Genomic DNA, 25,419 nt, shown 5'->3' on the forward strand with positions numbered 1-25,419 from the left:
CACGAATGCGCCGAATTACCGCTGGTGGGTCGAGGGGCGGGGACAGTGAATCGCGGCTGTACCCGACGCGTCTCAACGGCCAACTCAGTCGAACGACCGATTCGGGGAGCATGATGGCACAATGCCGGTTGTGCGGCTCGGGCAGCCTTGTCGGGGTGGTCGACCTGGGAGCGACGCCGCCCTGCGAGCTGTTTCTCAGCGCGGAGCGGCTCACCGAGCCCGAGGTCACCTATCCGCTGCACCTGCGGGTGTGCACCGACTGCTGGCTCGCCCAGATTCCGCCCCTCATCACGCCTGAGGAGACTTTCACCGAGTACGCCTATTTTTCGTCATATTCCACCTCATGGGTGGAGCACGCGCAGCGGTTCGTCACGGACGCGATGGGGCGCATCCGCCCGTCCTTCGTCGTCGAGGTCGCCAGCAACGACGGGTACCTGCTGCGGCACGTGGTCGAGCGTGGGGTGCGGTGCCTGGGCATCGAGCCGTCGGCCAACGTGGGGCAGGCGGCGCGCGACAAGGGCGTGCCCACCCTCACCGCGTTCCTCACCCCGGAGACGGGCGCCGCGGTCCGCGCGGAGCACGGTCCCGCCGACCTGGTGGTGGCGAACAACGTCTACGCGCACATCCCCGACCTCATCGGGTTCACGAAGGGGCTGCGCGCTCTGGTCGCCGACGACGGCTGGGTCTCGATCGAGGTGCAGCACCTGCTCACCCTCATCGAGCTGAACCAGTACGACACCATCTACCACGAGCACTTCCAGTACTACACGGTCGCGTCCGCGCAGCGGGCGCTGGCCGCCGGCGGGCTCGTCCTGGTCGACGTCGAGATGCTGCCCACGCACGGCGGATCGATCCGGCTGTGGGCGCGGCCCTCGGGCCGGCCGGGACGGCGGGTGGACGACGTGATCGCGTCGGAGAAGGCCGCGGGCCTGCTCGACCTGTCCGGTTACACCCAGTTCGCGGACCGGGTGGCTCGGGTCAGGCGTGACCTGCTGCGCTTCCTGATCGACGCCGCCGACGCGGGGCAGACGGTCGTCGGGTACGGCGCGCCGGGCAAGGGCAACACGCTGCTGAACCACTGCGGCGTCCGGCCCGACCTGCTGGCCTACACGGTCGACAGAAATCCCTACAAGCACGGCAAGTTCACTCCGGGCGCCAGGATCCCGATCCTCCCGCCGGAGCGGATCGCCGCCGACCGCCCGGACTACGTGCTGGTTCTGCCCTGGAACCTGCGGGCCGAGCTCACCGAGCAGCTGTCCTACGTCCATCGGTGGGGAGGAAAGCTCGTTTTCCCCATCCCAACCCTGGAGATCGTCTCGTGAAGGTCGTGCTTTTCTGCGGCGGGTACGGCACGCGGATGCGCAGCGGCATCCCCGGTGACGTGCCGAAGCCGATGCAACTCGTGGGACCTCGTCCGCTCATCTGGCATGTGATGCGCTACTACGCCCATTTCGGGCACACCGAGTTCATCCTGTGTCTCGGCTTCGGCGCCCACCACATCAAGGACTTCTTCCTCAACTACCAGGAGACGACCTCCAACGACTTCGTCCTGCGGGGCGGGCAGGTCGAGTTGCTGTCGACGGACATCTCCGACTGGTCGATCTCCTTCGTGACCACCGGGGTCGACTCGCCCATCGGGGAGCGGCTGCGCCGGGTGCGCGATCACCTCGACGGTGAGGAGATGTTCCTGGCGAACTACGCCGACGTGCTCACCGACGCGCCGTTGCCGGAGATCATCGAGCGTTTCCGGCGCTCCGACGCCGGGGCGTCGATGATGGTGGTTCCGCCCGCCGAGACCTTCCACTGCATCGACATGGGAGAGGGCGGCAGGGTCGGCGGCATCACCCCGGTGAGCGAGATGCCGCTGTGGATCAACGGCGGCTACTTCGTCCTGCGGCAGGAGATCTTCGACCACATCCCGGAGAACGGCGACCTGGTGGGCGACGGCTGCGCGGAACTGGCCAAGCGAGGCCGGTTGCTCGCCTACCCCTACCGGGGATACTGGCGGCCGACCGACACGGTCAAGGAGCGGCTCGCCCTCGACGAGGCGTACTCACGCGGGAACCGCCCGTGGGCGCTGTGGGAGCACGCGTGATCGGCCTGCGGGCCGCGTCGCCGATTACCAGGATCGTCGCCCTGGGCGCGCACTGCGACGACATCCCGATCGGCGCCGGCGGCAGCCTGCTCACCGTCTGCTCCGCCCATCCCGGCGTCCGGGTCGACGCCCTGGTGCTGTCCGGCGGCGGCACGGCGCGGGAGGACGAGGAGCGTGCCGCGCTCGCCGCCTTCTGCCCGGGAGCGGACCTGCGGCTCAGGGTCCTGAAGCTGCCCGACGGCAGGTTCCCGGCCCACTGGGAAGAGGCCAAGTCGGCCGTGGAGGAGCTGCGGGCGGCGACCGATCCCGACCTGGTCTTCGCGCCGTGGACCGGCGACGCCCACCAGGATCACCGCGGCCTGGCCACGCTGGTCCCCACGGCCTTCCGCGACCATCTCGTGCTCGGCTACGAGATCGTCAAGTGGGACGGCGACCTCGGCAGACCCTCGGCGTACCAGCCGCTGGACGAGGAGATCGCGGAGGCGAAGGTGAGCCTGCTCCAGCGGCACTACCCGTCCCAGCGGCACCGGCCGTGGTACGACCGGGAGGCGTTCCTGGGGCTGGCACGCATCCGCGGCATCGAGTGCCAGGCCCGCTACGCGGAGGCCTTCCACGTGAACAAGCTCACCCTTCGACTGGAGAACTAGATGCGGGTACTGCTGACCGGGCACACGGGCTACCTCGGGAGCGTGATGGCGCCGGTTCTGACCGAGGCCGGCCACGAGGTGGCCGGCCTCGACTCGGGACTGTTCGCCGAATGCGTGCTCGGACCGTTCCCGAAGGACCCCGCGGGACCGGCGGTGGATCTGCGCGACGTGCGTCCCGAGCATCTCGCGGGTTTCGACGCGGTGATCCACCTCGCCGCCCTGTCGAACGACCCGCTGGGCGCGCTCGCGCCCGCGTTGACGTACGACATCAACCAGCACGCCTCGACCCGCCTGGCGCGGCTGGCCAAGGAGGCCGGCGTCCGGCGGTTCCTGTACGCGTCCACGTGTTCGGTGTACGGCGCGTCGGGCGGCGAGGATCTGCTCACCGAGGACGCGCCGCTGCGGCCGGTGACGCCCTACGCGGAGTCGAAGGTGCGGGTGGAGGAGGACCTGGTCGACCTGGCTGATGGGGACTTCACGCCGGTGTTCCTCCGCAACGCCACGGCGTTCGGGTTCTCGCCCCGGCTCCGGGCGGACATCGTGCTCAACAACCTGGTCGGGCACGCCTTCCTGACGGGGGAGGTGCGGGTGCTGTCCGACGGCACGCCGTGGCGGCCGCTCGTCCACGTGGCCGACATCGCCGACGCCTTCGCCGCCGCCCTGGTCGCCCCGCGCGAGGCCGTGCACGCCAGGGCGTTCAACGTCGGCACCGAGCTGAACAACGTGACCGTCGCCGAGATCGCGCAGCACGTGGTCGAGGTGGTCCCGGGCGCCACGCTGGTGATAACCGGCGAGACCGGCGCCGATCCCCGTTCCTACCGCGTCGACTTCTCCAGGATCAGGGCCGCGCTGCCCGGCTACGCCGCCCGGTGGACGGTCAAGGACGGCGCCGTCGAGCTGTACGACGCCTACCAGGCGCACGGGCTGACCGCCGGGGACTTCGCTGAGCGCTTCACGCGCCTCGCGTGGCTGTCGCGGCGCAGGGCGGCCGGCACGATCGACGAGACGCTCAGGCCATGACCGGCGAGGAGATGCACGCCCTCGTGGCGCGGCTGTACCCGCTGTGCAGGAGCATCACGGGTGACGGCGTGCGGGAGACGCTTCGCGTCGTCGGCGAGCACCTGCCGCTGCGGATCTCGGAGGTGCCCACCGGAACCCAGGTGCTCGACTGGACGATCCCGAACGAGTGGAACATCCGGGACGCCTACATCAAGGATCCGGAGGGCCGGCGCGTCGTCGACTTCGCCGACTCCAACCTCCACGTGGTGGGCTACAGCGTCCCGGTGTCCGCCACCCTCACGCTCGAGGAGCTCCGTCCGCATCTGCACACACTGCCGGAACAGCCCGACCTGATCCCCTACCGGACCAGCTACTACGCCGAGACCTGGGGATTCTGTCTCAGGGCGAGCACGCTGGCCGAGATGGGGGAGGGGCCCTACGAGGTGCTGATCGACTCCACCCTGGAGCCGGGTCATCTCACCTACGCGGAGCACGTGATCCCGGGCCGGGTGGAGGACGAGGTCATCGTCTCCACGCACGTGTGCCATCCGTCCCTGGCCAACGACAACCTGGCGGGCATCGCCGTGGCGGTCGCCCTCGCCCGGCGGATCACCGACCCCTGGTACACCTACCGGTTCATCATGGCGCCCGGCACCATCGGGGCGATCACCTGGCTGGCGCGCAACCGGGTGGAACGTGTGAAGCACGGTCTCACCCTGGCCTGCGCGGGAGACCGGGGGGCGCTCACCTACAAGCGCAGCAGGCGCGGGAACGCGGAGATCGACCAGGTGATGTCGTACGTGCTGCGCGGGAGGCGGCACGAGATCGTCGACTTCACTCCCTACGGTTACGACGAGCGCCAGTACTGCTCGCCAGGGTTCGACCTCGGGGTCGGATCGCTGACCAGGACGCCGTACGCGGGTTATCCCGAGTACCACACGTCGGGCGACGATCCCGGCTTCGTCGCGCCCGAGGCGATGGAGGAGACGCTGGAGGTGCTCTGGGAGGCCGTCGGCGTCCTGGAGCGCAACCGCAGGTACCACAACACCAGCCCGTACGGGGAGCCGCAGCTCGGACGGCGGGGCCTGTACGACTCCGTCGGCGGCCGCAGCGACGCGAAACAGGCGCAGATGGCGATGTTGTGGGTGCTCAACCTGTCGGACGGCGAGCACAGCCTGCTGGACATCGCGGAACGATCCACGCTGCCGTTTCCCGCCGTAGCCGCCGCCGCGCGGTCGTTGCTGGCCGCGGGCCTGCTGAAGGAGTAGTCGTTATGACACAAGCGCTCACCCTGCGGGTCGGGGACCTCGTGGAGGTCCTCGGCGAGGAGGAGATTCTCGCCACCCTGGACGAACGCGGAGAGCTCGACGGGCTGCCCTTCATGCCGGAGATGCTCCCGTTCTGCGGTAAGCACATGGTGGTGAAAAAGGTGGCGCACAAGCTCTGCGACACCATGACGCAGTCCGGCATGCGCCGTATGGACGACGCCGTGTACTTGGAAGGGGCCAGGTGTGACGGGTCGGGGCACGGCGGGTGCCAGACGTTCTGCTCGATCTATTGGAAGACCGCCTGGCTGAAGAAGGTGGCGGACGCCTCCGCCGTGGAACCGGCCGCCTCGCCGGGCGTCCTGCTGCCGCTGCTGGTGAAGAACTCGTTCAAGGAGCCGGCGCCGGAGGGCGAGGTGCGGTACTCGTGCCAGGCGACGGAGCTGTTGCGTGCGGCGCCCGTATGCCTGCCGTTCCGTGACGCCGGTCAGTACGTCACCGACGTCAGGACCGGCAACGCGACCGTCTGGGAGACCGTGCGCACCGTCTTCTTCGGGCTTTTCGACCGCTATCAGAATTTCAGCAGGCGCCGCCTGCCGCGCCGATTATGGATCAGAGGGGGGCTCACCTGGGGCTGGGTCGGTCCTGGGCCGAATAAGAGGACCCCGTCGGGGACTCTCGACCTCGAACCGGGCGAACTGGTGCGCATCAAATCGAAGGCGGAGATCATCGCCACTCTCGGCCCCGACCGGAAGAACCGTGGCCTGGGCTTCGAGGAGGAGATGGCGCACTGGTGCGGCAAAACGGCCAGAGTGCAGGCGCGGGTGGAGCGGTGCCTGGACGAGAAGACCGGCCAGATGTTGCAAATGAAGAACCCTTGCATTCTTCTGGAGGACGTCGTCTGCAAAGGGCTGTACAAAACGAACTGCCCACGAGAGTTCGCGCCGTTCTGGCGGGAGATCTGGCTCGAACGGCTCACCGAGCCGGACATAGCGTGAGGGGTCCGATGTGGAGCAGGAGAACGCCACGGTGACGGAGGCCCCGGCCGACCCGCGCAGCATCGGAGAGAAGGCCGGTCGCGGGTTCGGGTGGAGCCTGCTCGGCAACCTCGTGATGAAGGCGGGGTCCTTCGTCATGGGGCTGATCCTCGCCAGGCTGCTGTCCGAGACGGACTTCGGCGTCTACGCGGTCGCCCTGGCCGCGACCTCCTTCGTGATGGTGGTCAAGGACCTGGGCATCATGATGGCGACCATCCAGTGGCGAGGGTCGCTGGAGGAGATGGCGCCCACCGCGACCCTGCTCAACCTGATCTCCGCGACGACGCTGTACGGGGTGTTCTGGACGATCGCGCCCCTCTACGCCGCGTACGCCGGGAGTCCCGAGGCCACGCCCGTCGTCCGGCTCCTCACCGCCGTCATCCTGGTCGAGGCCGTCACGGCGGTCAGGAGCGCGGCGCTGCTGCGCCGGTTCCAGCAGGCCCACAACAGCATGGCGGTCCTGGCCGGGTTCGCCGCCAACGCCGTCGTCGCGATCATGCTGGCCGCCGAAGGAGCCGGGCCGTTCAGCTTCGCCTGGGGACAGGTCGTCCAGGCGGTGGTCACCGGGATCATCGTGCTCCGGATCGCGCGCATGCCGTTCCGGATCGGCTTCGACCGCGCGATCGCCCGCAGGCTGCTGCGTTTCGGCATCCCGTCGGCGGCCGGCATCGGGCTGGAGGCCGTGCTCCTCAACGTCGGCTACATCATCGTGGGCAACATCCTGGGCACCCAGCCGCTCGGCTACTACCTGCTGGCTTTCAACGTGTCGAGCTGGGTGCCCGGACTGATCGGGACGGCCATCCGCACGGTGTCCGTCGCGGGCTTCTCCCGGCTGGCCGAGCAGGAGTCCGGCACCCTCTCGAAGGGCGTCCAGAGGTCGGTGCCCCTGTTGTACTCGGGTGTGCTGCCCCTGGCGATCATCATGGGGTTGCTGGCGCATCCGCTCGTGGCCTTTCTGTACGGCCCGAAATGGGACCAGGCCTCCGGCGTCCTGCGCTTCCTCGCCGTGGTGATGGTGGTGCGGATGCTGACGTCGTTCGCCCTGGACATCCTCAACGGTCAGGGCGCCACCGCGCTGACCGTCTGGATCAACGTCGGTTACGGCCTGGCCCTGGTGCCGGCCGTGATCGTGGGCACGCACCTGCAGGGCATCCGGGGTGCGGCCGCGGGTCAGGCGGCCGCCTCGCTGTTCGTCGCCCTGCCCCTGGCCGTTCTCGGGCTGCGCGCCGCAGGTGTGCGCGTGGCGCCCATCGCCCCCGCTCTCCTGCGGCCGAGCCTGGGCGGCCTCGCGTCGGGCGCCGCCGTCCTGGGCGTGCTCTCCTCGCTGGGCGGCGCGCCCCCCTTCGCCGTGCTGTGCCTGGGATCCGCCGCGGGCCTGATCGTCTATGTGCTGATCGTCGTTCCGGTCGACCGGCTGCGCAGCCTGCCCCGGATGGCCGCGAGACCTCGTCCGACATCCTGACCTGGAGTGACGTGCATGCTCGTCTCCATTGGACTTCCCGTATTCAACGGAGCCGACCGGATGGGCGACGCCGTCCGGTCCGTGCTCGAACAGGACCACGCCGACATCGAGCTCGTCATCTCCGACAACGCCTCGACGGACCATACGGAGGAGTACTGCAGGGAGCTGGCCAGGGCGGACAGCCGCGTCGTCTATCACCGCCAGCCGGGGAACGTGGGCGTCGTCGGCAACTTCGAGGCGGTCCTGCGGCTGTCCCGGGGCACGTTCTTCCGCTGGATGGGCGACGACGACCTGCTGGAGCCCCACTGCGTGTCACGGTCGCTCGAGGTCTTCGCCGAGGACGAGCGGCTCATCCTGGTGACCTCGCAGACCCGCTACACCGGTCCTGACGGGCAGGCGATGACGCCGCCGACCTATCGCGGGACGGGGCTGCTCTCCGACGATCCCGTCGACCGGTTCACGGAGATGATGGTCGTGCACACTCAGGAGCACATGCTGCTCGACCCCCTGTACGCGATGATGCGGAGGGAGGCCGTCGCACGCGTCCCCCGGCCCGTCATGCTGCGTGAGGACGAGGTCTACGCCGTGATGCTGGCCCTGGCCGGCCCCTGGGGTCACGTGCCCGAGGTCCTGGCGCACCGGGGCCTGCGCCTGCGCAGGCTGCCCCAGGTCGCCCGGACGCTGGGCGTCCCGCAGTGGACCGTGCATTTCGCCACCACACTGCAGTTCGCCGCCGTGGTGCGCCACCTGCGCACCCTCGACCTGACCCCGGAGCAGCGCAGGCGGGCGTGGGGGGTGGTGGCCCGGATGTACGCCCGCCGCCAGCACCAGACGCTGAGCCACCGGACCCGCAAGGCGGCGCGTCTGGCCCTCGCCACGGTACGTCGCTGAAGGAACGGTACGCCGCTGATCAGGCGGGCGTCACCATGACACGGGCGCCGCTGATGCACGGGCGCCGCTGATCGCCGCGTCACGGCGTGGCCGACTTCTCCGGCTCGTACCGCGGAGCCGCCGCGGTCCCCCCGCGTGCCGGCCGGATCCTCCCGAGGATCGCCGTACGCAGGGCCTTCCAGCTGCGGTGACGCTGGAAGGGCAGCTCGAAGAGGGCGGCGAAGCCCCACGCCACCGCCACGCTGGCGGGCACGGCGAGCGCGACCATCGTCAGGAAGGCCGGGACGCCCTTCGCCACGTGCGGCGCCACCACCAGCGCGTGCAGCGCCACGACCAGCGGCGCGTGGGTCAGGTAGAGGCTGTAGGAGAACGATCCGAGGGACCGCAGAGGACGGGTGTCGAGGAACGCGACCAGCGGCGCGGGCCTGCCCGCGGCCAGCGCCGCCAGGAAGAGTCCCACCGCGGGTCCCAGGGCGAGATCGACCCAGAAGTAGTGGTTCACGGTCCACACCGAGCCTCGTACCGCGATCAGCGTCACGACCGGCGCCAGGGCCACCGCCGACAGCCACGGCGCGGGTGCGCGCCAGTGTCCGCCCACGACGCCCGCCGCGACGGCGCCGAGGGCGAACAGCGCCGCGAACTGCGGGGTGAACCGATCCAGGAGGGCCACGGCCGGCACCACGGGAGACAACGCTCCGACGGCGGCCACGACCACCGTGACGGCGGCCATCATCGCGGCCGCGCCGAAACGCCTCACCACCAGGAGGAGCAGGGGGAAGACGACGTACAGTTGCGCCTCGACGGCGATGGACCAGAAGGCCCCGTTAGGGCTCGGAGCGCCGAAGACGTCCTGGATGAGCAGCCCGTAGAACAGCACGCTCTTGGCCGTCGGGGGACCCGCGTCCGTCTGGGGGACGACGGTCCACGCCACGATCAGGCTGTAGACCAGGGCGGTCCAGTACGGCGGCAGGATGCGCCAGGCCCGCCGGTGGGCGAACCTCGCCACCCCTCCGAGTCGCCAATCGCGGCGCGCCGGCCCGACGGCGAGGGAGAAACCGGACAGCACTATGAAGACGACAACCGCGAAGTGTCCGTAAAGAAGCCAGCCTGCCCAAAATGGTCCGTTATCTGATGGAAAGCCGGGAAACGACGTCAGCCAGCAATGATGCAGCACGACGAAGAGCGCGGCGAGCCCTCTTATGCCGTCAAGGCCGGCCAGCCGGGTGTGTTCCCGCGATGGGGGTGCCGTCATGTGTTGCCCTCCTCGTCGACCCGGCCCACGATGGTCTATCGGAGGTGACGGTCACCGTGTAACGCTGTTATAAGGACACCGATCGGGAATCGTCACGCATCAGGGTTGTCGTGTAACGATCTGTCTGTGGGCGGCGATGGAAATGTGGGGCCGCCCGGGCGCCCGGGTGCGCCACTAGGGCGGGGGACTGCATTCATGGAGTTGTGGACGATCCTCAGCGGCTTACTCACCCGCAGGACCGTGGGCCCGCCGTTGATTCTGGTGTCGTTGCTGATCGCGGTGGGAACGTTCTTTTTCACCCCGGTGAAGTATCAGTCCAGCGCCCTGATGGTTCTGACGACGTCGGCCAGGGGCGCCACCATCGACCCGCACAAGACCTTCGGGTTGCAGAATCCGCTGCTGGGCTTCAGCGACGGGCTGAAAACCACGGCCACCATCCTGATCCAGGCGATCAACACCCCCGAGCTGCGGCGCGAGGTCGGCGCGCCCAAGGACGGGCCGGTCGAGCTCACAGTCGACGACGGCCGCACCGACCCCGACCTGCTGGACATCAGCGGGCCCTACATCTACGTGTCGGTCGTCGCGTCCACCGACGGCGAGGCCAACAGAACGGTCGCCGCGGTCCAGGCGCGGGTCCGCAAGGAACTCAACGACCGGCAGGTCGCGCTGGGCGCACCCAAGTCCACGTTCGTCTCGCTCAATGACGTGGTGCCGATCTCCCCGCCCGAGCGGGTGACGAGCGTCCGGTGGAAGACGGCGGCCGGCGCCTTCGCCGTCGCACTGCTCGCCGGCTTCGGCGTCGCCTACGCGCTGGGCAGGCGTAAGCGGATCAAGCAGATCGAGTCGGGCGAGCACCGTTTCGAGCGGATGTCGGGCTGGAGTGAGGATCCCGAGATGCTCGGCGCGGCCACGGCTCAGTGGCGCGTCCCCGCCCCCACGGCGGGCCAGGCTGACGCCGGGTCGCTCGCCGCCCCGTCCGGTGCGGCGGTCGCCGGGGCCTCCGCACCGCGGACCGACCCGCCGGTCGAGCCCGCCGACGACGCCACGCCTCCTGCCGGCACGCCCGTGACCGACGACGCCGATGACGAGTCCGACCAGACGGTGGTCATCATCATGGACCCGATCCTCACCGCCGACAGTGCCATGAGCCTGCGGGCTTCCGAGAACGGATCCTCGGGGCAATCGCCGAACGGGCTGCGAAAGGGCTGATCCGCGCCCCGGGGCCGGGGGCGGCGGTCGGTTAAGTCAGCGCGACGCGGCCACCTCCGCGCACCGTTGCGCGGCGACCTCCCTGACCAACGCGGTCGTGTGCGAATGCGACGAGATCATCATGCCGATGGCGTCCGGGCCGATGCGCTCGGCGAACTGCATCGCCGCCTCGTGGTCCATCGGCGTCCTGATGTAGGCGCTGTGGCAGATCTCGGGGCTGGTGGCGGGCCGGTCCTCCGCGTCGAGGAGCTCGTCGGCGTACACGCCGTAGACGATGAACTCCGACACGTGCAGCTGAGAGGTGAAGGCGTCGGCCCAGGGCATGCCGGTGACCTCGCTGATGCGCGCCTGCATGGCCCGCACCCGTACGGGGTCCCAGAAGACCAGCGCGTCGACGTAGTCGTTCAGAGGCGGGGGCGGCGCGGCCGGGAGCCCGAGCAGCTCGCGGGCGACGCGGTGCCAGATGACGTGCCGCTCCATCCCCTCGTGGACCGCGCCCTCCTTCCTGAACAGCGTGAGCCCGCCGTTCGCGGTGAAATCGCCCACCTCGACCGGGCGGACGAACTCCACATCGGAGTCGGCGAGCAGCACGGCGTCCGCCTCCACCATGCCCGCTGCGGCGATCTTGGCCGCCTGCTGCATGACCCAGCCGCGCACCGGCGGCCACGGGCGGCGCGTGTTGATCCACACCCCGCCGGGCATGCGGACGTAGCGGCGCGGGAGCAATTCGGAATGGGTCCAAATGCGGCAACGAGGCCCGGCGAATTCCGTGAAGTGCGATTTGTGCGCCCAGGGCACGATGACGTGATGGACCGTGTCCGCGGAGGTGAATCGCAGAAACGAGCGGTGCAGGGCCACGAAGAAGTCCCGGTCCGGCTTCCACGTCGGGGTGATGACGGCCAGCTTCGGCATCGGTCGTGACCTCCGGATCGCAAACGTCTACAGGGGCTGGTCGGACTTATCCCGTGGTGCCGTAACAGAACGACGGGCTCCGTGCGATAGTCAGTAGGACCGCACGGGGAGGGATCGGATGGACTTGTGGGGCACAGTCCTCGTGCTGTTTCGGAGATGGTATGTGGTGCTGCCCACCTTCGTCCTGTGTATCGGCGCCTCATTTCTCGTCTACACCCGGATCCCCGTGACCTACACCTCTCAAGCGGTCATGCTGATCACGATTCCCACCACCGGGGCGACCGTTCCCGACGATCCCCGGCTGTCCAATCCCCTGTCGAATCCCCTGGTCACCTTCGATTACGGCCTCAACATGACGGCGTCGTTGCTCATTCAGGCGCTCAGCGCGCCGGAAACGGGAGAACGGCTCGGCGTGCCGCCGGGCGGCGACGTGGAATACAAGGTCACCAATGGGAGCACCAACCCCGAGCTGATGATGAGCGGTCCGTTCGTCTTCGTGGAGGCCGAGGCGCCGGACCCGGGCACGGCCAAGGCGCTGGTGGCCAAGGTGATGGCGCAGGCCGACATCGAACTGGTCCAGCGCCAGAAGGCCGTCGCGGCGCCGCCGACGACCTTCCTCACCATCACGCACGTCGTCGAGCCCACCACGCCCGAGGCGAAGAAGGGCAGCAGGAGCCGCGCGGCGGGGGCGGCGGTCGCCCTGAGCTTCATGGGCAGCCTCACGGCCGCCTTCGGCGTGGAAAGCCTCATGACTCACCGTCGCGCCCGCGGAAGACGGACTCCGGGGCCGGGGCGGTATCCGCACGCGCCGGCCGAGGCCGCGCCGAAGGCGGAGCAGACGGTCTGATGACCGTCTCCACCGCCGGGGAGGCGACGCATGCCGCACCACCACCCCTCCGCGAGAGTTTCCAGGCGGCCGACAGCGCGACCGTGGCGGTCGTCGCGGTCGTGGCGTTGCTGTGCGTCCCGGCCCGTACGATCCTGCGCGGGTTGCCCCTGTCGGTGACGCCGGCCGACCTGGCAGGGCTCCTGGCGGGGCTTTTGTGGCTGTTCGGCCAGGCCACCACCACACTCGGCGCGAGCAAGGGGCGCAATCCCGTACGTTCCGGGTTGTTCGCCTACCTCGCCGCCAGTCTGGCGGTCTACGGGCACGCCGCCTTCGGTTATCTGCCGGGCGACGAGCTCAACCTGATGGACCACGGCCTGGTGGTCCTGGTCGGCGGGATCGGCCTCGGCCTCGGCGTGTGCGACGGCATCGCCAACCGGCGCAGACTCGACCTGGTGATGAAGGGGATCATCGTCGCCGGTGTCGTGGTCTCCATCGTCGGCGGGTTCCAGTCCGTCCTGGAGTTCGACCTCACCCGCTACATGACGCTGCCCTTCCTGCAGGCCAACTCCGTGGAGGGCACGGCCAACGTCCTCGCCAGGGACGACCTGAACCGGGTCGCCGCCACCCTCGGGCATCCCATCGAGTTCGCCGTGGTGTCGGTCATGATCCTGCCCATCGCCGTGCACTACGCCCTGCACGCGCGGGATCGGGGCGACTCGCCGCGGCGATGGTGGTTCTGCACCGCCATGATCGCGATGGGACTGGCCTACTCGGTCTCGCGCACCGGCATCATCGCGCTCGCGACGGTCGGCGTCGTCCTGATGGCGGGCTGGCCGGCGCGGCGTCGCCTGCGGGCTCTCGGCGTGGTGCTCGGGTTCCTGGTGCTGGTCCAGATCCTCATGCCGGGTGTGCTCAGCACGTTCTACCGGCTGTTCGCCGGATTCGGCTCCGACGACAGCATCCGGTATCGCGTGCACGACTACCCCAACGCGCTGGCGGAGTTCCTCCGCCATCCGTGGCTGGGCCGCGGCCTGGCCACCTGGTACGCGCCCAAGCACCAGGTCTTCGACAACCAGTACCTGCTGACACTGGTCGAGTCGGGGATCGTCGGTGTGGCCGCGTTCCTGGCGTTGCTGGCGACGGGCGTCTACGCCGTCCAGCGGGCCAGGCGCCTCACCTCGGACCCGGTGCTGCGGGACCTCGCCCTGTCCATGACGGGGCCGCTGCTGGTTCCGCTGGTCTGCTCGATCACCTTCGATCAGCTCTCCTACCCGGCGGCGACCAACCTGATGTTCCTCCAGCTCGGCGCGGCGGGAGCCCTGCTGCGCGTCGTGAAACGGGAGAACGCGGCCAGGGCTCTCAGCCCGCGCACTTCAGAGGCCCTACCGTGCTCGTGACGTTGTAGTCGTCGTCGATGGTGACCAGCCGGTTGTCCGCCCAGGTCGTCTTCGAGCAGTCGGACTCGGAGGGGCCGTAGTCCCAGGATTTGTCGACGACGGCGTTGCCGCGGACGACGGCGCCGCGGGCGGCTCTGACCCTGATGGTGTAGGTGCCGCCGACGAGCAGGTTGTTCGTGACCTGGACGCCGGTGTTGGCGTCGACGAGGAAGACCGGTGCGGTGTGCTGGGGGGCGTAGCGCTGGTCGACGGTGTTGTGGTCGAAGATCAGGCCGTGGCCGGCGCCGACGGTCTGGATGCCGTCGGAGTGGTCGCCGGGGCGTGAGCAGAGCACGACGTAGGAGTCGCGGATGACGACGTCGTCGCCCGAGACGCTGAAGCCGTCGCTGTGGTTGCGGACGTGGACGCGGGTGGCGGTGAACTGGGCGCTCCAGATGCCGACGCTCTGGTTGCAGCCGTGTTCGGGGCCGACGGTGGAGTCACTGATCGTGAAGGGGTAGATCTTCCGGTCGTAGTCGTTTTTCACGTCGCCGTCGATGAGGCTGTTCTTGACGGTGACGTTCCTGGCGGTGATCAGGAGTGTGCCGGGGACGTGCACGCCGTCCAGCACCGTCCCGTCCTGCGTCACCCGATAAGCACCGTAGAAGTTGGGGCGGAGCGTCTTCAGCTGCCTGCCCTTGGGCGCGCCCGTACACGCCGGAGTGGGGTAGCCGGAGCATCCGCTCACGGGGGAGACGGAGGTCGCCGGAGGGGACGGCACGGCCGGCGGGGTGCGCTCCGGGGACGCCGGGGTGCAGGCGGCGACCGCGAGCAGTGCGAGAGGGACGGCCCACAGGAGTGACGATCTCATCGCGACAGGCGTTCCCGGAGCTCCGTCCACGAACCCGCCGACCGGTCCCGGACGCTGATCGCACTGACCGGCAGCGGCCAGTCGATCTTGAGGTCGGGATCGTCGTACCGTACGGCGAGATCCTCGGCGGGGTCGTGCTCCCGGTCGATCCGGTAGCAGACGTCGGTCTGCTCGGTGAGCGCCTGGAAGCCGTGCAGGAACCCCGGCGGGACGTACAGGGTGTGGAACGACTCGTCGTCCAGCCGCACGGTGAGATGTTCGCCGAACGTGGGGGAGCCGGGCCGGGCGTCCACGAGCACGTCGAGTATCGCCCCGCGCGCGCAGCGGACCAGCTTGGCCTCGCCCTGCCCCGATCTGCCGTGCATGCCCCGTACCGTCCCCAGACGCGAGCGGGACTGGCTGTCCTGGATGAAGGAGTTCGGGTCGAGTCCGTGTTCGGCCGCGAGCCGGGCGTCGAAGGTGCGGGTGAACAGTCCGCGATCATCCCGGTGGGGCGTGGGGACGAACAACAGCACTCCGTCGAGCCCCATGTGTCGCACGTGCATGCGCTTCCCTTCACCTGCTGGTCGAGTCGGTCGACCAGGCGATCGCGGCCGGGCGCGCCGACCGCCTGCGGGTCAGCGCGCGGTCGGCGAGCAGGACGGCAAGGTAGCAGGCGGCGTCCAGGGGACTCACGGACCGCGACGTGACCAGCGTGGCGAGGGCGCGCAATCCGAGCCTTCCCTCGGGTGCGGGCAGGCCCAGCTCCGTCAGCTGGCGATTGCCCAGCCGGACCCGTACGCGCCGGCGCAGGTGCGCCCGCACCGTGCGGGCCGGCCGCACCACCGAGCGCGCCTCCGCCACCACCACGCGCTCGTGCGGGCCGAAGCTGCGGTGCACCAGCTCGTCGTCGGCCACGACGTCGGGCATCGGGAACACCCGTGCGTGCCCGGCCCGGCTCAGTGCGTACACGCCGACGCCCGCCAGCGCGCGCCGCGGTCCCAGCAACCGCTCATGGACGTGGTGGACGCGCCGGGCGGTACGGCCGGCGCCCGACAGGTCCCAGACCGGAACGGGCGCCGCGGCCGCCGCGCCGGACTCCTCAAGCGCGGCCACCAGGGCCCGCGCGGACCCGGTGTCGAGCAGCACGTCGGCGTCCAGGTAGATGCGCGGGAACACCGAGCAGGCCGCGTCGCCCAGGCGCAACGCGTTCGCCTTGCCCGGCCGCGCCGTCTCCACGACCCTCGCCCCGAGCCGCCGTGCGACCCGTGCCGTCCCGTCCGTGCACCCGTTGGGGACGACGACCACGTCGAACTCGCCCGGCGCCGCTCCGGCCAGCAGCGGCCCCAGGCAGCGGTCCAGCGCCGGCTCCTCGTTGAACGCCGGGATCACGACGCTCGCGATCGGCTTCACCGGCTCCGTGCCGCCTCGTACGCCGCGATGAGCGACTGTTTCGAGTTCTCCCACGACAGCGGACCTGCGACCCGGGCCCGTCCGAGCTCTCCCATACGCCGGCGTTCTTCCGGGTCGTCGAGGAGCAGGGCGACGAGCTTGGCGAACTCGGACTCGTCGTTCGGCGGCGCGTAGAGCGCCGCCTTGCCCGCGGAGACCTTCGCCTCGCGCAGGTCGAAGGAGACGATCGGGCGTGCCATCGCCATGTACTCCATGACCTTGTTCATCGTCGAGACGTCGTTGAGCGGATTGAGCGGGTCGGGTGACAGGCACACGTCCGCCGTGGAGAGGTAGTGGAGGAGGTCCTCGTCGGGGATGCGGCCGGTGAAGTCGACGAAGTCCGCCAGGCCGAGGTCACGGGAGAGCCGGACCATGTCGTCGAACGCGTCCCCCGCGCCGACGAAGGCCGCGTGCCAGTCGGTCCTGTTCTGCTCGTCCCGCAGCTTCGCCAGGGCGCGTAACGCGTAGTCCACGCCGTCCTGCGGGCCCATCACGCCGAGGTAGCACAGCAGGTGCGGCTTGCCCTTCTTCAGCTCCGGCCGCGGCGGGACCTCGTGGAACCGCTCGACGGCGGGTGCGCTGCGCACCACGAAGACCTCTTCCGGGCGCTTGCCGCCGCGGGTGAGCGCGACCTCCCGATAGCTCTCGTTGGTGGCGATGACGATGTCGGCCGCCCGGTAGGTGGCCCGCTCCAGGCGGCACACGAGGCGGTAGAGAAAGTCCTCACCTCGACGGAACCGCGACAGATAGAGCTCGGGCACCAGGTCGTGCTGGTCGAACACGAACCGGGCACCCCGGGACCCGGGCAGCTTGGTCATAAGGAAGAACAGGTCCGGCGGATTGCAGGCGTGGATCACGTCGACCGGTCCGATCCGGCGGGCCAGCCGGTAGGTGTGCCAGAGCGCGGAGCCGTACTCCCGCAGGTAGCCGGCAGGGCCGCCGGTGGCGGCCCTGAGCGGATACCGGTGGATCCTGATCCCGCCGATCTCCGCGTACGGCTCGGTGTCGCGCCTGGCGCCCCGAGGGCAGATGACGTGCACCTCCCAGCCGGCGTCGCGCAGCGCGAGGCTCTCCTGCCACACGCGCCGGTCGAACGGCACGGACAGGTTCTCCACCAGAATGAGTGCCTTACCAGCCAAGTCCTGTGTATCCCGGGTGTCGGCGACGCTCTCCGGCGTCGGGCAGGCGGATGAGATCGACGATCTCCTTGTCTCCGGAGTCGCCGAGCGCGTCCAGAACGGCGGGATCGTCGCATCCCACCACGCAGACCTCGGCGTGCGCGAGCACGTCGTCGACGGAGTTGGACAGCAGCTCGCCCAGGTGCGGCAGGCGGCTCGCGATGTAGTCCCGGTTGGCCCCGATGAGGCGGGACATCGAGACGTTGGCATCGTAGATGCGCAGGTCGTAGCCCTTGCCGAGGAGCCGCTCCGCGAGCTCGACCAGGGGGCTCTCGCGCAGGTCGTCGGTGCCGGGCTTGAACGACAGGCCGAACAGGCCGATCCGGCGCCTGCCGGTCGCCGCGACCAGGTCGAAGGCCCGGCGCAGGTGTTCCTCGTTCGAGGGCAGCACATGCGAAAGCAGCGGCACCGCGACGTCCGCCCGGCGGGCGGCGTAGACGAGGCCGCGCAGGTCCTTGGGCAGGCACGAGCCGCCGAAGGCGAACCCCGGACGCAGGTAGGCGCGGCTCACGTTGAGCTTGGTGTCGGCCAGGAACACGTCCATCACCTGATGGGAGTCGACCCCGAGAGCGGCGCAGACGGCGCCGAGCTCGTTGGCGAAGGCGATTTTCAGGCCGTGGAACGAGTTGTCGGCGTACTTCGTCATCTCGGCGACGGTGACCGGCACCCGGAACACCGGTCCAGGCAGCCCTTCGTAGAGGCCGGCGAGCACGTCCCCGCTGGTGGGGTCGAGCTCGCCGATGACGGTCTTGGGCGGGTCGAAGAAATCCTTGACGCTCGTGCCCTCACGCAGGAACTCGGGGTTGACCGCGACGCCGAAGTCCACGCCCGCGGTGCGGCCCGAGGCCTTCTCCAGGATCGGCACGAGCACCGAGGCCGTGGTGCCCGGCAGCATCGTGCTGCGGAAGACCACGGTGTGCCAGTCCCGCCGGTCCGCCAGCGCCTCGCCGATCTGCTCGGCCACGCGCTCCAGGTAGGCGGTGGTCAGGCTGCCGTTGGACGCGGAGGGAGTGCCGACGCAGACCAGGGAGAGCTCGCTCGACCTGACGGCCTCGGCGGCGTCGGTGGTGGCACGCAGCGCGCCGGAAGCGACGACCTGGGCGGTCAGCTCGCCGATGCGCTCCTCGACCACCGGCGCCCGGCCCCGCCTGATCAGGTCGACCTTCACGGGGTTGACGTCGACGCCGATCACCTGGTGGCCTCGCGATGCCAGGCAGGCGGCCGACACGCAGCCGACATAGCCGAGCCCGAACACGCTGATCCTCACGGGGAAGCCCCCTCCGTCACGACAGTCAGTCCCCCCAGTAGTCGCGTGGGTGGCGTCGATCGTTACGGGCGTGGTTTAATAGACGTTTTGGTTGGTTCTTCGGTCGATATGGCTCTTCAGTCGGGAAGCGCGCTGATGCGGCGTGAGGGGCGCAGCAGCCACGCCACCGCTTCGCGTGCAGGACGCCGCCCGCGCAGCGCGCGGATGCTCTCACCGAGGACCACGGCCAGGTAATAGGCCGCCGACGAGACGGGGCCACGGCGCCTGCGGAACAACCTGACCTTGTTGACCGTCAGCAGCGCGGCCAGCATGGGGTTCACCTTGGCCTCGCCGCCGATGTGCTCCACCACCGCGGACGGCTCGTACCAGAGGCGCCACCCCCGGTCGGCGGCGCGCAGCGCGTACTCGGTCTCCTCGCTGTACAGGAGGAAGGACTCGTCCCACGGCCCCACGTCGGCAAGCGCCCGCACGGACATGAGGAGGGCGGCGCCCGTCGCCCAGTCGGCCGGCCCCGGCCGCTCGTAGACGGCGGGATCGGTGATCACCTCGCCGAGGGCGGCCACGCGACCGGCAAGCCGCCCGCCGATCAGAGCCTCCGCCCACGCCCGCCGTACGCTGGGGGTCCGGCGCAGCGAGGGATGGGTGTGGCCGTCCACGCTCAGCAGACGCGGCGCGGCGATGCCGAGGCCCGGTTCGCCGAGAGCCGCGGCGAGCGGGGCCAGACAGCCCGGCCGCAGGCGGCAGTCGGGATTCAGGATCATCACGGCGTCGAGCCGCCGCAGATCCAGGGCGGCCACACCCGCGTTGAAGGCGGCGGCGTACCCGGCGTTCCTGCCCACCCGCACCACGGTGGCCCCGGCTCGCTCGGCGATGGCCGTCGACTCGTCCCTGGAGGCGTTGTCCGCGACGACGATCTCCCGCAGGTCGACGCCCCGCGCTCCGGCCGGGAGCGAGTCGAGGCATGCTCCGAGGATTTTCGCGCTGTTGTAAGTGACGATCACGACGGCGATTCTGGGGATGCCTGGCATGCGGGCCTCCGAGGCAGGGCTCCGACGAACATTCCGGCCACGCCGAATGCTAGCCCTCTGGGGGCCGATCTTTTCCGATGTAACGACCGGACTTCTCCGTCACGATATGCACACCAGTGGGATCGGCAGAATCAGAGGGGGTCAGCGGTATGCGGGACGTTCAGTCGTTCACCTTCACACGCGAGGAATTGTTCCCCGTCGCCGATCGGCTGCGGGAGGAATTCTTCAACGCCAAGCCGTTCAGGCACGTGGTGATCGATGACTTCCTGCCGCCGAGCGTGCTGGAACCCGTCCTGGCCGAATTTCCCGAGCCTCGCGATGCGAGCTGGCAGCGGTTCGACGACGCGCGCGAGATCAAACTCGCCCTGGCCGACACGGAGAGGATGGGCCCGGCGACCAGGTCGCTGCTCGCGGAATTCAACGGGGGCGTGTTCGTCGAGTTCCTGGAACGGCTGACCGGTATCACGCACCTGGTGTCCGATCCTCATCTGGAAGGCGGCGGTCTGCACCAGATCCGCCCGGGCGGCTTCCTCAAGGTGCACGCCGACTTCAACAAGAGCCGCAAGCTCAACCTCGACCGGCGGCTGAACGGCCTGCTGTACCTGAACAAGGACTGGGAGGAGAGCTACGGCGGGCACCTGCAGTTGTGGAACAAGGACATGACCGCCTGCGAGCACAAAATCCTGCCGGTCTTCAACAGGTTCGTGCTGTTCGCCACGACGGACGACGCGAACCACGGGCACCCCGACCCGCTGACCTGTCCCGAGGATCGGGCCCGGCGATCGATGGCGCTGTACTACTACACCAACGGCCGTCCCGAAGAAGAGATCACCACGGACCACTCGACTCTGTTCAAGGAGCGGCCGGGTGAGAAATGGACGTTCAACGCGAGGCAGGTGGCCAAGCGCTGGACCCCGCCTGCCCTCGTCGAGCTGTTCGGCCGCGACAAGCGGGAGTGAGCGTCACAGCCGCCGGCCGTACCACTCCAGGGTGCGCCTGAGTCCTTCGTCGACGGGCGTCGTCGCGCGCCAGCCCAGCACGTCGGCGGCCTCCTCGACGTGGGCGAACCGTTCGACGTCCATGACGCGCTCCGGCCGTGTGCCGAACGGCGGCGTCGCCGTGCTGCCGGCCAGCTCGTACAACCTGGTCACGATGTCCCGTACGGCGATGCCGTCGCCTGTGCCGATGTCGAAGACCCGGCCGACCGCGTTCTCCCTCTCAGCGGCGAGCACGAGGGCCTCGGCCACGTCGTCCACGTACACCCAATCCATGCGCCGCTTTCCCGCCGTCAGCGACGGCTCCTCGCCGCGCAGCAGGCACTGCGCGACGTAGGGCACCACCTTGGTCGTGTCGGGCTGGCCGGGACCGTACACCATCGAGATCCGCAGGACGGTCACGGGGAGACCCCACAGCTGGTGGAACAGCCGCGCGTACCCGGTCGCGGCCCACCGCGCGACGGCGTACGGGGACGAGGTCAGCGTCTCGCCCAGCTCCGGCCGGGCCTCTTCGACGGAGCCGGCCATGACGACCCGGGCACCGAGGCTGTGCGCGGCGTTGAGCAGGTTGACGGAACCCACCACGGTATTGGTCAGTGTGGGCACGAGCGTCTCCGTGCCGCGCGAGCCGTTCACCTCGGCGGCGAGATGGAAGACCACATCCGGCCGGACGGAGCGGACGAGTTCCGTGGTGCCCTCGGCGTCCGTCAGGTCCGCGGTGTGCCACACGCACGTGTCGTCCGCGATCTTCCGTCTGCTGACGCCGTGCACCTGTGCGCCCAGCGCGGTCAGGCGCAGGGAGAGCCGGGATCCGATGAACCCGGCCGCTCCGGTGACCAGGACCTTCCTTCCCGTCCACCGCGACTCTTCCGGCGCTGTCATGTGATGATCTGTCACCACAGGGGGACGGCCTGATGACGCCGGCGGTTGACGATCTCCAGCAGATTCAGGGCCGGTAATAGGAAAAGGGACCCGCCCTAAGGCCGGTCCCTTCCCTGATTGATTCGTGCTCAGCCGATGGTCCAGGTGTCCCCGCCGTGGAGCAGGCCGGCGAGGCTGCCGGCGCCCTTGTCGGCCGTGGCCGCCTCGAGCTGCTCGTTGAGCAGGTGATCGTAGGCAGGCCGGTCGACCGAGCGGAAGACGCCGATCGGCACGTGCTGGAACGCCGGCTCGTCCAGTCGCGACAGCGCGAACGCCAGGGACGGGTCGGGGTTGTGGGCGTCGTGTACGAGGATCTCGCTGTCGGCCACCTCGGCGCGGCGCACGACCTCGACGCCGCCCGTGCGCGACAGCCGTACGGCACGCTCGTTGTCGCCGGTGCCGAACACGATCGGCTGCCCGTGCTCTAGCCGGACGGTGATCTCGTCGCGGGTGGCCGGGTCCTTGAGCGTGTCGAAGGCGCCGTCGTTGAAGATGTTGCAGTTCTGGTAGATCTCCACCAGCGAGGCGCCGCGGTGCTCGGCGGCCTGGCGCAGCACGCTCTGCAGGTGCTTGCGGTCGCTGTCGATGGTCCGGGCGACGAACCCGGCCTCGGCACCGATCGCCAGCGAGATCGGGTTGAACGGCTTGTCCAGCGACCCCATCGGCGTCGACTTGGTGATCTTGCCGATCTCGGAGGTCGGGGAGTACTGCCCCTTGGTCAGGCCGTAGATCCTGTTGTTGAACAGCAGGATGTTCAGGTTGACGTTGCGGCGCAGCGCGTGGATCAGGTGGTTGCCGCCGATCGACAGCGCGTCGCCGTCTCCGGTGATGACCCACACCGACAGATCCGGCCGGGACGCGGCGAGACCGGTCGCGATGGCCGGCGCCCGCCCGTGGATCGAGTGCATGCCGTAGGTGTTGAGGTAGTACGGGAAGCGCGAGGAGCAGCCGATGCCGGAGACGAACACGATGTTCTCGCGCCGCAGGCCCAGCTCGGGCAGGAAGCTCTGCACCGCCGCCAGGATCGCGTAGTCACCGCAGCCCGGGCACCAGCGCACCTCCTGGTCGGACTTGAAGTCCTTCAGGGTCTGCTTGGCGTCCGTACGGGGGATGAGGGCCAGGCCCTTGCCGTTGAGGGTGGTCCTGCCGGAGGCGGGCAGTTCAGCACTAGTCACTTTCGATCACGTCCTGAATGACGGCGGCGAGCTCGGCGGCCTTGAACGGGAGCCCGCGCACCCGGTTGTAGCTGATCACGTCGACCAGGAAGCGGGCCCGCAGCAGCATGGCGAGCTGGCCGAGATTGATCTCGGGCAGCAGCACCTTGTCGTAGGAGCGCAGCACCTCGCCCGTGTTGGCCGGCAGCGGGTTGAGGTGACGGATGTGCGCCTGCGCGACCTTGTGCCCGGCCGCGCGCACCCGGCGGGCCGCCGCCGCGATCGGCCCGTACGTCGAGCCCCAGCCGAGCACGAGCACCCGGGCGTCGCCGTCGGGGTCGTCGACCGCCAGGTCGGGCACGTCGATGCCGTCGATCTTGGCCTGGCGCAGCCGGACCATCGTGTCGTGGTTGTCCGGGTCGTAGGAGATGTTCCCGGTGCCGTCGGCCTTCTCGATGCCGCCGATCCGGTGCTCCAGGCCCGCCGTGCCGGGCACCGCCCACGGGCGGGCCAGCGTCTCCGGGTCGCGCTTGAACGGGAGGTAGGTCCCGTCCTCGCCGTTGGGCTCGGTGGTGAACTGGATCGAGATGTCAGGCAGCTCGTCGATGTCCGGGATGCGCCACGGCTCAGAGCCGTTGGCGAGGTAGCCGTCCGACAGGAGCATGACCGGGGTGCGGTACTTCAGCGCGATCCGTGCCGCCTCGACCGCCATGGTGAAGCAGTCCGACGGCGTGGCCGCCGCCAGCACCGGCACCGGCGACTCGCCGTTGCGGCCGTACAACGCCATTAGCAGGTCGGTCTGCTCGGTCTTGGTCGGCATGCCCGTCGACGGCCCGGCCCGCTGCACGTCCACGACGATCAACGGCAGCTCCGTGGTCACCGCGAGGCCCACGGTCTCGGCCTTGAGCGCGATGCCCGGGCCGGAGGTCGTGGTCACGCCCAGCGACCCGCCGAAAGCGGCGCCCAGGGCGGCGCCGACGCCGGCGATCTCGTCCTCGGCCTGGAACGTCCGGATTCCGAACCGCTTGTGCTTGGACAGCTCGTGCAGGATGTCGGAGGCCGGGGTGATCGGGTACGAACCGAGGAACAGCGGCAGCTTCGACTGCACCGACGCCGCGATGAGCCCGTACGCCAGGGCCTGGTTACCGGAGATGTTCCGGTAGGTGCCCGGCCGGAGCGTGGCCGGCTTGATCTCATACGAGACCGAGAAGGACTCGGTCGTCTCTCCGTAGTTCCAGCCCGCCTGGAAGGCCGCGATGTTCGCCTTGGCGATCTCCGGCTTCTTGGCGAACTTGGCTTCGAGGAACTGGATCGTCCCCTCGGTCGGCCGGTTGTACAGCCACGACAGCAGACCGAGCGCGAACATGTTCTTGGCCCGCTCGGCGTCCTTCTTGGAGATGTCGTAGCCCTCGAGCGCCTTGACCGTCAGCGAGGTCAGCGGCACCGCGTGCAGGCGCCACTCCTTGAGGGAGTCGTCCTCGAGCGGGTTGCCGTCGTAGCCCACCTTGGACAGGTTGCGCTTGGTGAACTCGTCGGTGTTGGCGATGATGTCGGCGCCGCGGGGAAGATCCCCGAGGTTCGCCTTCAACGCGGCGGGGTTCATGGCGACGAGCACGTTGGGCGCGTCACCGGGGGTCAGGATGTCGTGGTCGGCGAAGTGCAACTGGAAGCTCGACACCCCGGGCAGGGTGCCGGCGGGAGCGCGGATCTCCGCCGGGAAGTTGGGGAGCGTCGACAGGTCGTTGCCGAACTGGCCCGTCTCCGCCGTGAACCGATCACCGGTGAGCTGCATTCCGTCGCCGGAGTCACCCGCGAACCGGATGATCACGCGGTCGAGTTGCTGAACCTGCTTGGTCACAGCTCCTCAGTCCTCCTTGACGCGCCCAGGCCTGCCTGCTGGTGGCACGTTGTCATGTCCATGCTAGATCCATCGGGGTCACGCTGGTTTGTTCGTAGACGTGCACTTGACGTGCGTTCTACCGGGACTTTCCGCGCCTGTGGCGCGTTCCCGCTGGTGCCTCGGCCGCCGGGGGGCGGCGCACCGTCAGCCTCGCGAACCATCCGGGCGACACAGGCCCGACGCGAGCCGGCACAGGTCCAGGTGCAAGCGGGCGACGAGCATGATTCGGGTCACGATCCTCAACTATATGCGGGGGACTCGGATGTGACCGTCAGGTGTTCAGCCCTTGAGATCGTGCCGGGGTTATCCTCGAGATCTGGGAGGCGCTATGAGTGGATATTTCGGCTCATATGCCGTGGTCGTCGTCCTCTTCCTCGTCGGCGTGGCGATCTTCGCGGGCGGGTTGTTCGTGAACCGCTTGTTACGTCCCAGCCGGCCGACCCCCGAGAAGCTCACGACGTACGAGTGCGGGGTCGACCCCGTCGGCGAGGGCTGGGCGCAGTCGCAGATCCGTTACTACGTCTTCACCTATCTCTACGTGGTCTTCGCCGTCGACGCGGTGTTCCTCTTCCCCTGGGCCACCGTCTTCGCCGCCCCCGGGTACGGCATGACGACGCTGGTGGAGATGTTCGTCTTCCTCGCGTTCATCGCGCTCGGCATCCTGTACGCCTGGCGCAAGAGAGTGCTGGGCTGGACGTGA

The 25,419-nt window shown here is 69.3% G+C and carries 25 protein-coding genes; 13 read left to right on the top strand and 12 right to left on the bottom strand.

What is annotated here, in order from left to right:
* Positions 1-113 precede the first annotated feature (113 nt).
* Genes ACQPZZ_RS04035 through ACQPZZ_RS04070 form a run of 8 tightly spaced genes read left to right on the top strand, consistent with a single transcriptional unit; the run spans position 114 to position 8,396 of the window.
* Positions 114-1,322: a class I SAM-dependent methyltransferase gene (locus tag ACQPZZ_RS04035; protein WP_432929049.1), complete on the top strand. Its 1,209-nt coding sequence runs from the start codon at positions 114-116 to the stop codon at positions 1,320-1,322.
* Positions 1,319-2,095 carry a sugar phosphate nucleotidyltransferase gene (locus ACQPZZ_RS04040; protein WP_432929051.1) on the top strand — a complete coding sequence of 259 codons (777 nt, stop codon included), beginning with the start codon at positions 1,319-1,321 and terminating at the stop codon, positions 2,093-2,095. Before ACQPZZ_RS04035 ends, ACQPZZ_RS04040 begins: the two co-directional genes overlap by 4 nt.
* Positions 2,092-2,742 (top strand): PIG-L deacetylase family protein, encoded by a 651-nt coding sequence (locus tag ACQPZZ_RS04045; RefSeq protein ID WP_432929053.1) that lies wholly within the window; start codon positions 2,092-2,094, stop codon positions 2,740-2,742. The genes ACQPZZ_RS04040 and ACQPZZ_RS04045 overlap by 4 nt, the downstream gene beginning before the upstream one ends.
* Positions 2,743-3,762 (top strand): NAD-dependent epimerase/dehydratase family protein, encoded by a 1,020-nt coding sequence (locus tag ACQPZZ_RS04050; RefSeq protein ID WP_432929056.1) that lies wholly within the window; start codon positions 2,743-2,745, stop codon positions 3,760-3,762.
* Entirely contained in the window at positions 3,759-5,009 is a 1,251-nt protein-coding gene (locus ACQPZZ_RS04055; protein ID WP_432929058.1) for a DUF4910 domain-containing protein, read from the top strand. The genes ACQPZZ_RS04050 and ACQPZZ_RS04055 overlap by 4 nt, the downstream gene beginning before the upstream one ends.
* Before the next feature lie 5 nt (positions 5,010-5,014).
* Entirely contained in the window at positions 5,015-6,004 is a 990-nt protein-coding gene (locus ACQPZZ_RS04060) for a hypothetical protein (protein WP_432929060.1), read from the top strand.
* 10 nt (positions 6,005-6,014) lie between these two features.
* Positions 6,015-7,505, top strand: coding sequence for an oligosaccharide flippase family protein (locus ACQPZZ_RS04065; RefSeq protein ID WP_432929062.1), 1,491 nt, complete (start codon positions 6,015-6,017; stop codon positions 7,503-7,505).
* A gap of 15 nt (positions 7,506-7,520) precedes the next feature.
* A complete protein-coding gene (locus ACQPZZ_RS04070) occupies positions 7,521-8,396 on the top strand; it encodes a glycosyltransferase (protein WP_432929064.1) in 876 nt (291 codons plus the stop codon).
* Positions 8,397-8,475: 79 nt separating this feature from the next.
* Here ACQPZZ_RS04070 and ACQPZZ_RS04075 read toward each other — a convergent pair whose 3' ends face one another.
* A complete protein-coding gene (locus ACQPZZ_RS04075; RefSeq protein WP_432929066.1) occupies positions 8,476-9,648 on the bottom strand; it encodes an acyltransferase family protein in 1,173 nt (390 codons plus the stop codon).
* Positions 9,649-9,843: 195 nt separating this feature from the next.
* On the opposite strand from ACQPZZ_RS04075, the gene ACQPZZ_RS04080 reads away from it, so the two are divergent.
* The gene (locus tag ACQPZZ_RS04080; RefSeq protein ID WP_432929068.1) at positions 9,844-10,857 is read left to right on the top strand and encodes a hypothetical protein; all 1,014 of its coding nucleotides are present in this window, start codon (positions 9,844-9,846) and stop codon (positions 10,855-10,857) included.
* Positions 10,858-10,893: 36 nt separating this feature from the next.
* On the opposite strand, the gene ACQPZZ_RS04085 is transcribed toward ACQPZZ_RS04080, so the two are convergent.
* On the bottom strand, positions 10,894-11,769 hold the full coding sequence (locus ACQPZZ_RS04085; RefSeq protein WP_432929070.1) for a DUF6492 family protein: 876 nt from the start codon (positions 11,767-11,769) through the stop codon (positions 10,894-10,896).
* Positions 11,770-11,911: 142 nt separating this feature from the next.
* On the opposite strand from ACQPZZ_RS04085, the gene ACQPZZ_RS04090 reads away from it, so the two are divergent.
* Positions 11,912-12,616 (top strand): hypothetical protein, encoded by a 705-nt coding sequence (locus ACQPZZ_RS04090; protein ID WP_363647986.1) that lies wholly within the window; start codon positions 11,912-11,914, stop codon positions 12,614-12,616.
* Positions 12,616-13,995 (top strand): O-antigen ligase family protein, encoded by a 1,380-nt coding sequence (locus ACQPZZ_RS04095; RefSeq protein ID WP_432929072.1) that lies wholly within the window; start codon positions 12,616-12,618, stop codon positions 13,993-13,995. Before ACQPZZ_RS04090 ends, ACQPZZ_RS04095 begins: the two co-directional genes overlap by 1 nt.
* Here the strand turns inward: ACQPZZ_RS04095 and ACQPZZ_RS04100 are convergent.
* The 6 genes from ACQPZZ_RS04100 to ACQPZZ_RS04125 form a co-directional block, all read right to left on the bottom strand.
* Positions 13,958-14,845 (bottom strand): hypothetical protein, encoded by an 888-nt coding sequence (locus ACQPZZ_RS04100; RefSeq protein WP_432929074.1) that lies wholly within the window; start codon positions 14,843-14,845, stop codon positions 13,958-13,960. The genes ACQPZZ_RS04095 and ACQPZZ_RS04100 overlap by 38 nt on opposite strands.
* On the bottom strand, positions 14,842-15,390 hold the full coding sequence (locus ACQPZZ_RS04105; protein WP_432929076.1) for a dTDP-4-dehydrorhamnose 3,5-epimerase family protein: 549 nt from the start codon (positions 15,388-15,390) through the stop codon (positions 14,842-14,844). Before ACQPZZ_RS04105 ends, ACQPZZ_RS04100 begins: the two co-directional genes overlap by 4 nt.
* A 10-nt stretch (positions 15,391-15,400) precedes the next feature.
* A complete protein-coding gene (locus tag ACQPZZ_RS04110; RefSeq protein WP_432929078.1) occupies positions 15,401-16,237 on the bottom strand; it encodes a glycosyltransferase family 2 protein in 837 nt (278 codons plus the stop codon).
* Positions 16,234-17,415: a glycosyltransferase family 4 protein gene (locus ACQPZZ_RS04115; RefSeq protein WP_432929080.1), complete on the bottom strand. Its 1,182-nt coding sequence runs from the start codon at positions 17,413-17,415 to the stop codon at positions 16,234-16,236. The genes ACQPZZ_RS04110 and ACQPZZ_RS04115 overlap by 4 nt, the downstream gene beginning before the upstream one ends.
* Positions 17,405-18,721, bottom strand: a complete 1,317-nt coding sequence (locus ACQPZZ_RS04120; RefSeq protein ID WP_363645632.1) for a nucleotide sugar dehydrogenase — start codon at positions 18,719-18,721, stop codon at positions 17,405-17,407. The genes ACQPZZ_RS04115 and ACQPZZ_RS04120 overlap by 11 nt, the downstream gene beginning before the upstream one ends.
* A gap of 116 nt (positions 18,722-18,837) precedes the next feature.
* Positions 18,838-19,749 (bottom strand): glycosyltransferase family 2 protein, encoded by a 912-nt coding sequence (locus ACQPZZ_RS04125; protein WP_432929083.1) that lies wholly within the window; start codon positions 19,747-19,749, stop codon positions 18,838-18,840.
* A gap of 149 nt (positions 19,750-19,898) precedes the next feature.
* Between ACQPZZ_RS04125 and ACQPZZ_RS04130 the strand changes: the two genes are divergently transcribed.
* Positions 19,899-20,708, top strand: coding sequence for a 2OG-Fe(II) oxygenase (locus tag ACQPZZ_RS04130; protein ID WP_432929085.1), 810 nt, complete (start codon positions 19,899-19,901; stop codon positions 20,706-20,708).
* A gap of 3 nt (positions 20,709-20,711) precedes the next feature.
* On the opposite strand, the gene ACQPZZ_RS04135 is transcribed toward ACQPZZ_RS04130, so the two are convergent.
* From ACQPZZ_RS04135 to ACQPZZ_RS04150, 4 genes are all read right to left on the bottom strand, one after another.
* The gene (locus ACQPZZ_RS04135) at positions 20,712-21,626 is read right to left on the bottom strand and encodes an NAD-dependent epimerase/dehydratase family protein (protein WP_432929087.1); all 915 of its coding nucleotides are present in this window, start codon (positions 21,624-21,626) and stop codon (positions 20,712-20,714) included.
* 128 nt (positions 21,627-21,754) lie between these two features.
* Positions 21,755-22,840, bottom strand: a complete 1,086-nt coding sequence (locus tag ACQPZZ_RS04140) for a 2-oxoacid:ferredoxin oxidoreductase subunit beta (RefSeq protein ID WP_432929089.1) — start codon at positions 22,838-22,840, stop codon at positions 21,755-21,757.
* A complete protein-coding gene (locus tag ACQPZZ_RS04145) occupies positions 22,833-24,677 on the bottom strand; it encodes a 2-oxoacid:acceptor oxidoreductase subunit alpha (RefSeq protein ID WP_432929091.1) in 1,845 nt (614 codons plus the stop codon). Before ACQPZZ_RS04145 ends, ACQPZZ_RS04140 begins: the two co-directional genes overlap by 8 nt.
* A gap of 186 nt (positions 24,678-24,863) precedes the next feature.
* Positions 24,864-24,941, bottom strand: a complete 78-nt coding sequence (locus ACQPZZ_RS04150) for a putative leader peptide (protein WP_363645885.1) — start codon at positions 24,939-24,941, stop codon at positions 24,864-24,866.
* Between the two features lie 106 nt (positions 24,942-25,047).
* On the opposite strand from ACQPZZ_RS04150, the gene ACQPZZ_RS04155 reads away from it, so the two are divergent.
* Complete coding sequence (locus ACQPZZ_RS04155) at positions 25,048-25,419, top strand: NADH-quinone oxidoreductase subunit A (protein WP_363645644.1); 372 nt, start codon at positions 25,048-25,050, stop codon at positions 25,417-25,419.

This window comes from Microbispora sp. CA-135349 (genome assembly GCF_050947365.1).
Taxonomy (GTDB): Bacteria; Actinomycetota; Actinomycetes; order Streptosporangiales; family Streptosporangiaceae; genus Microbispora.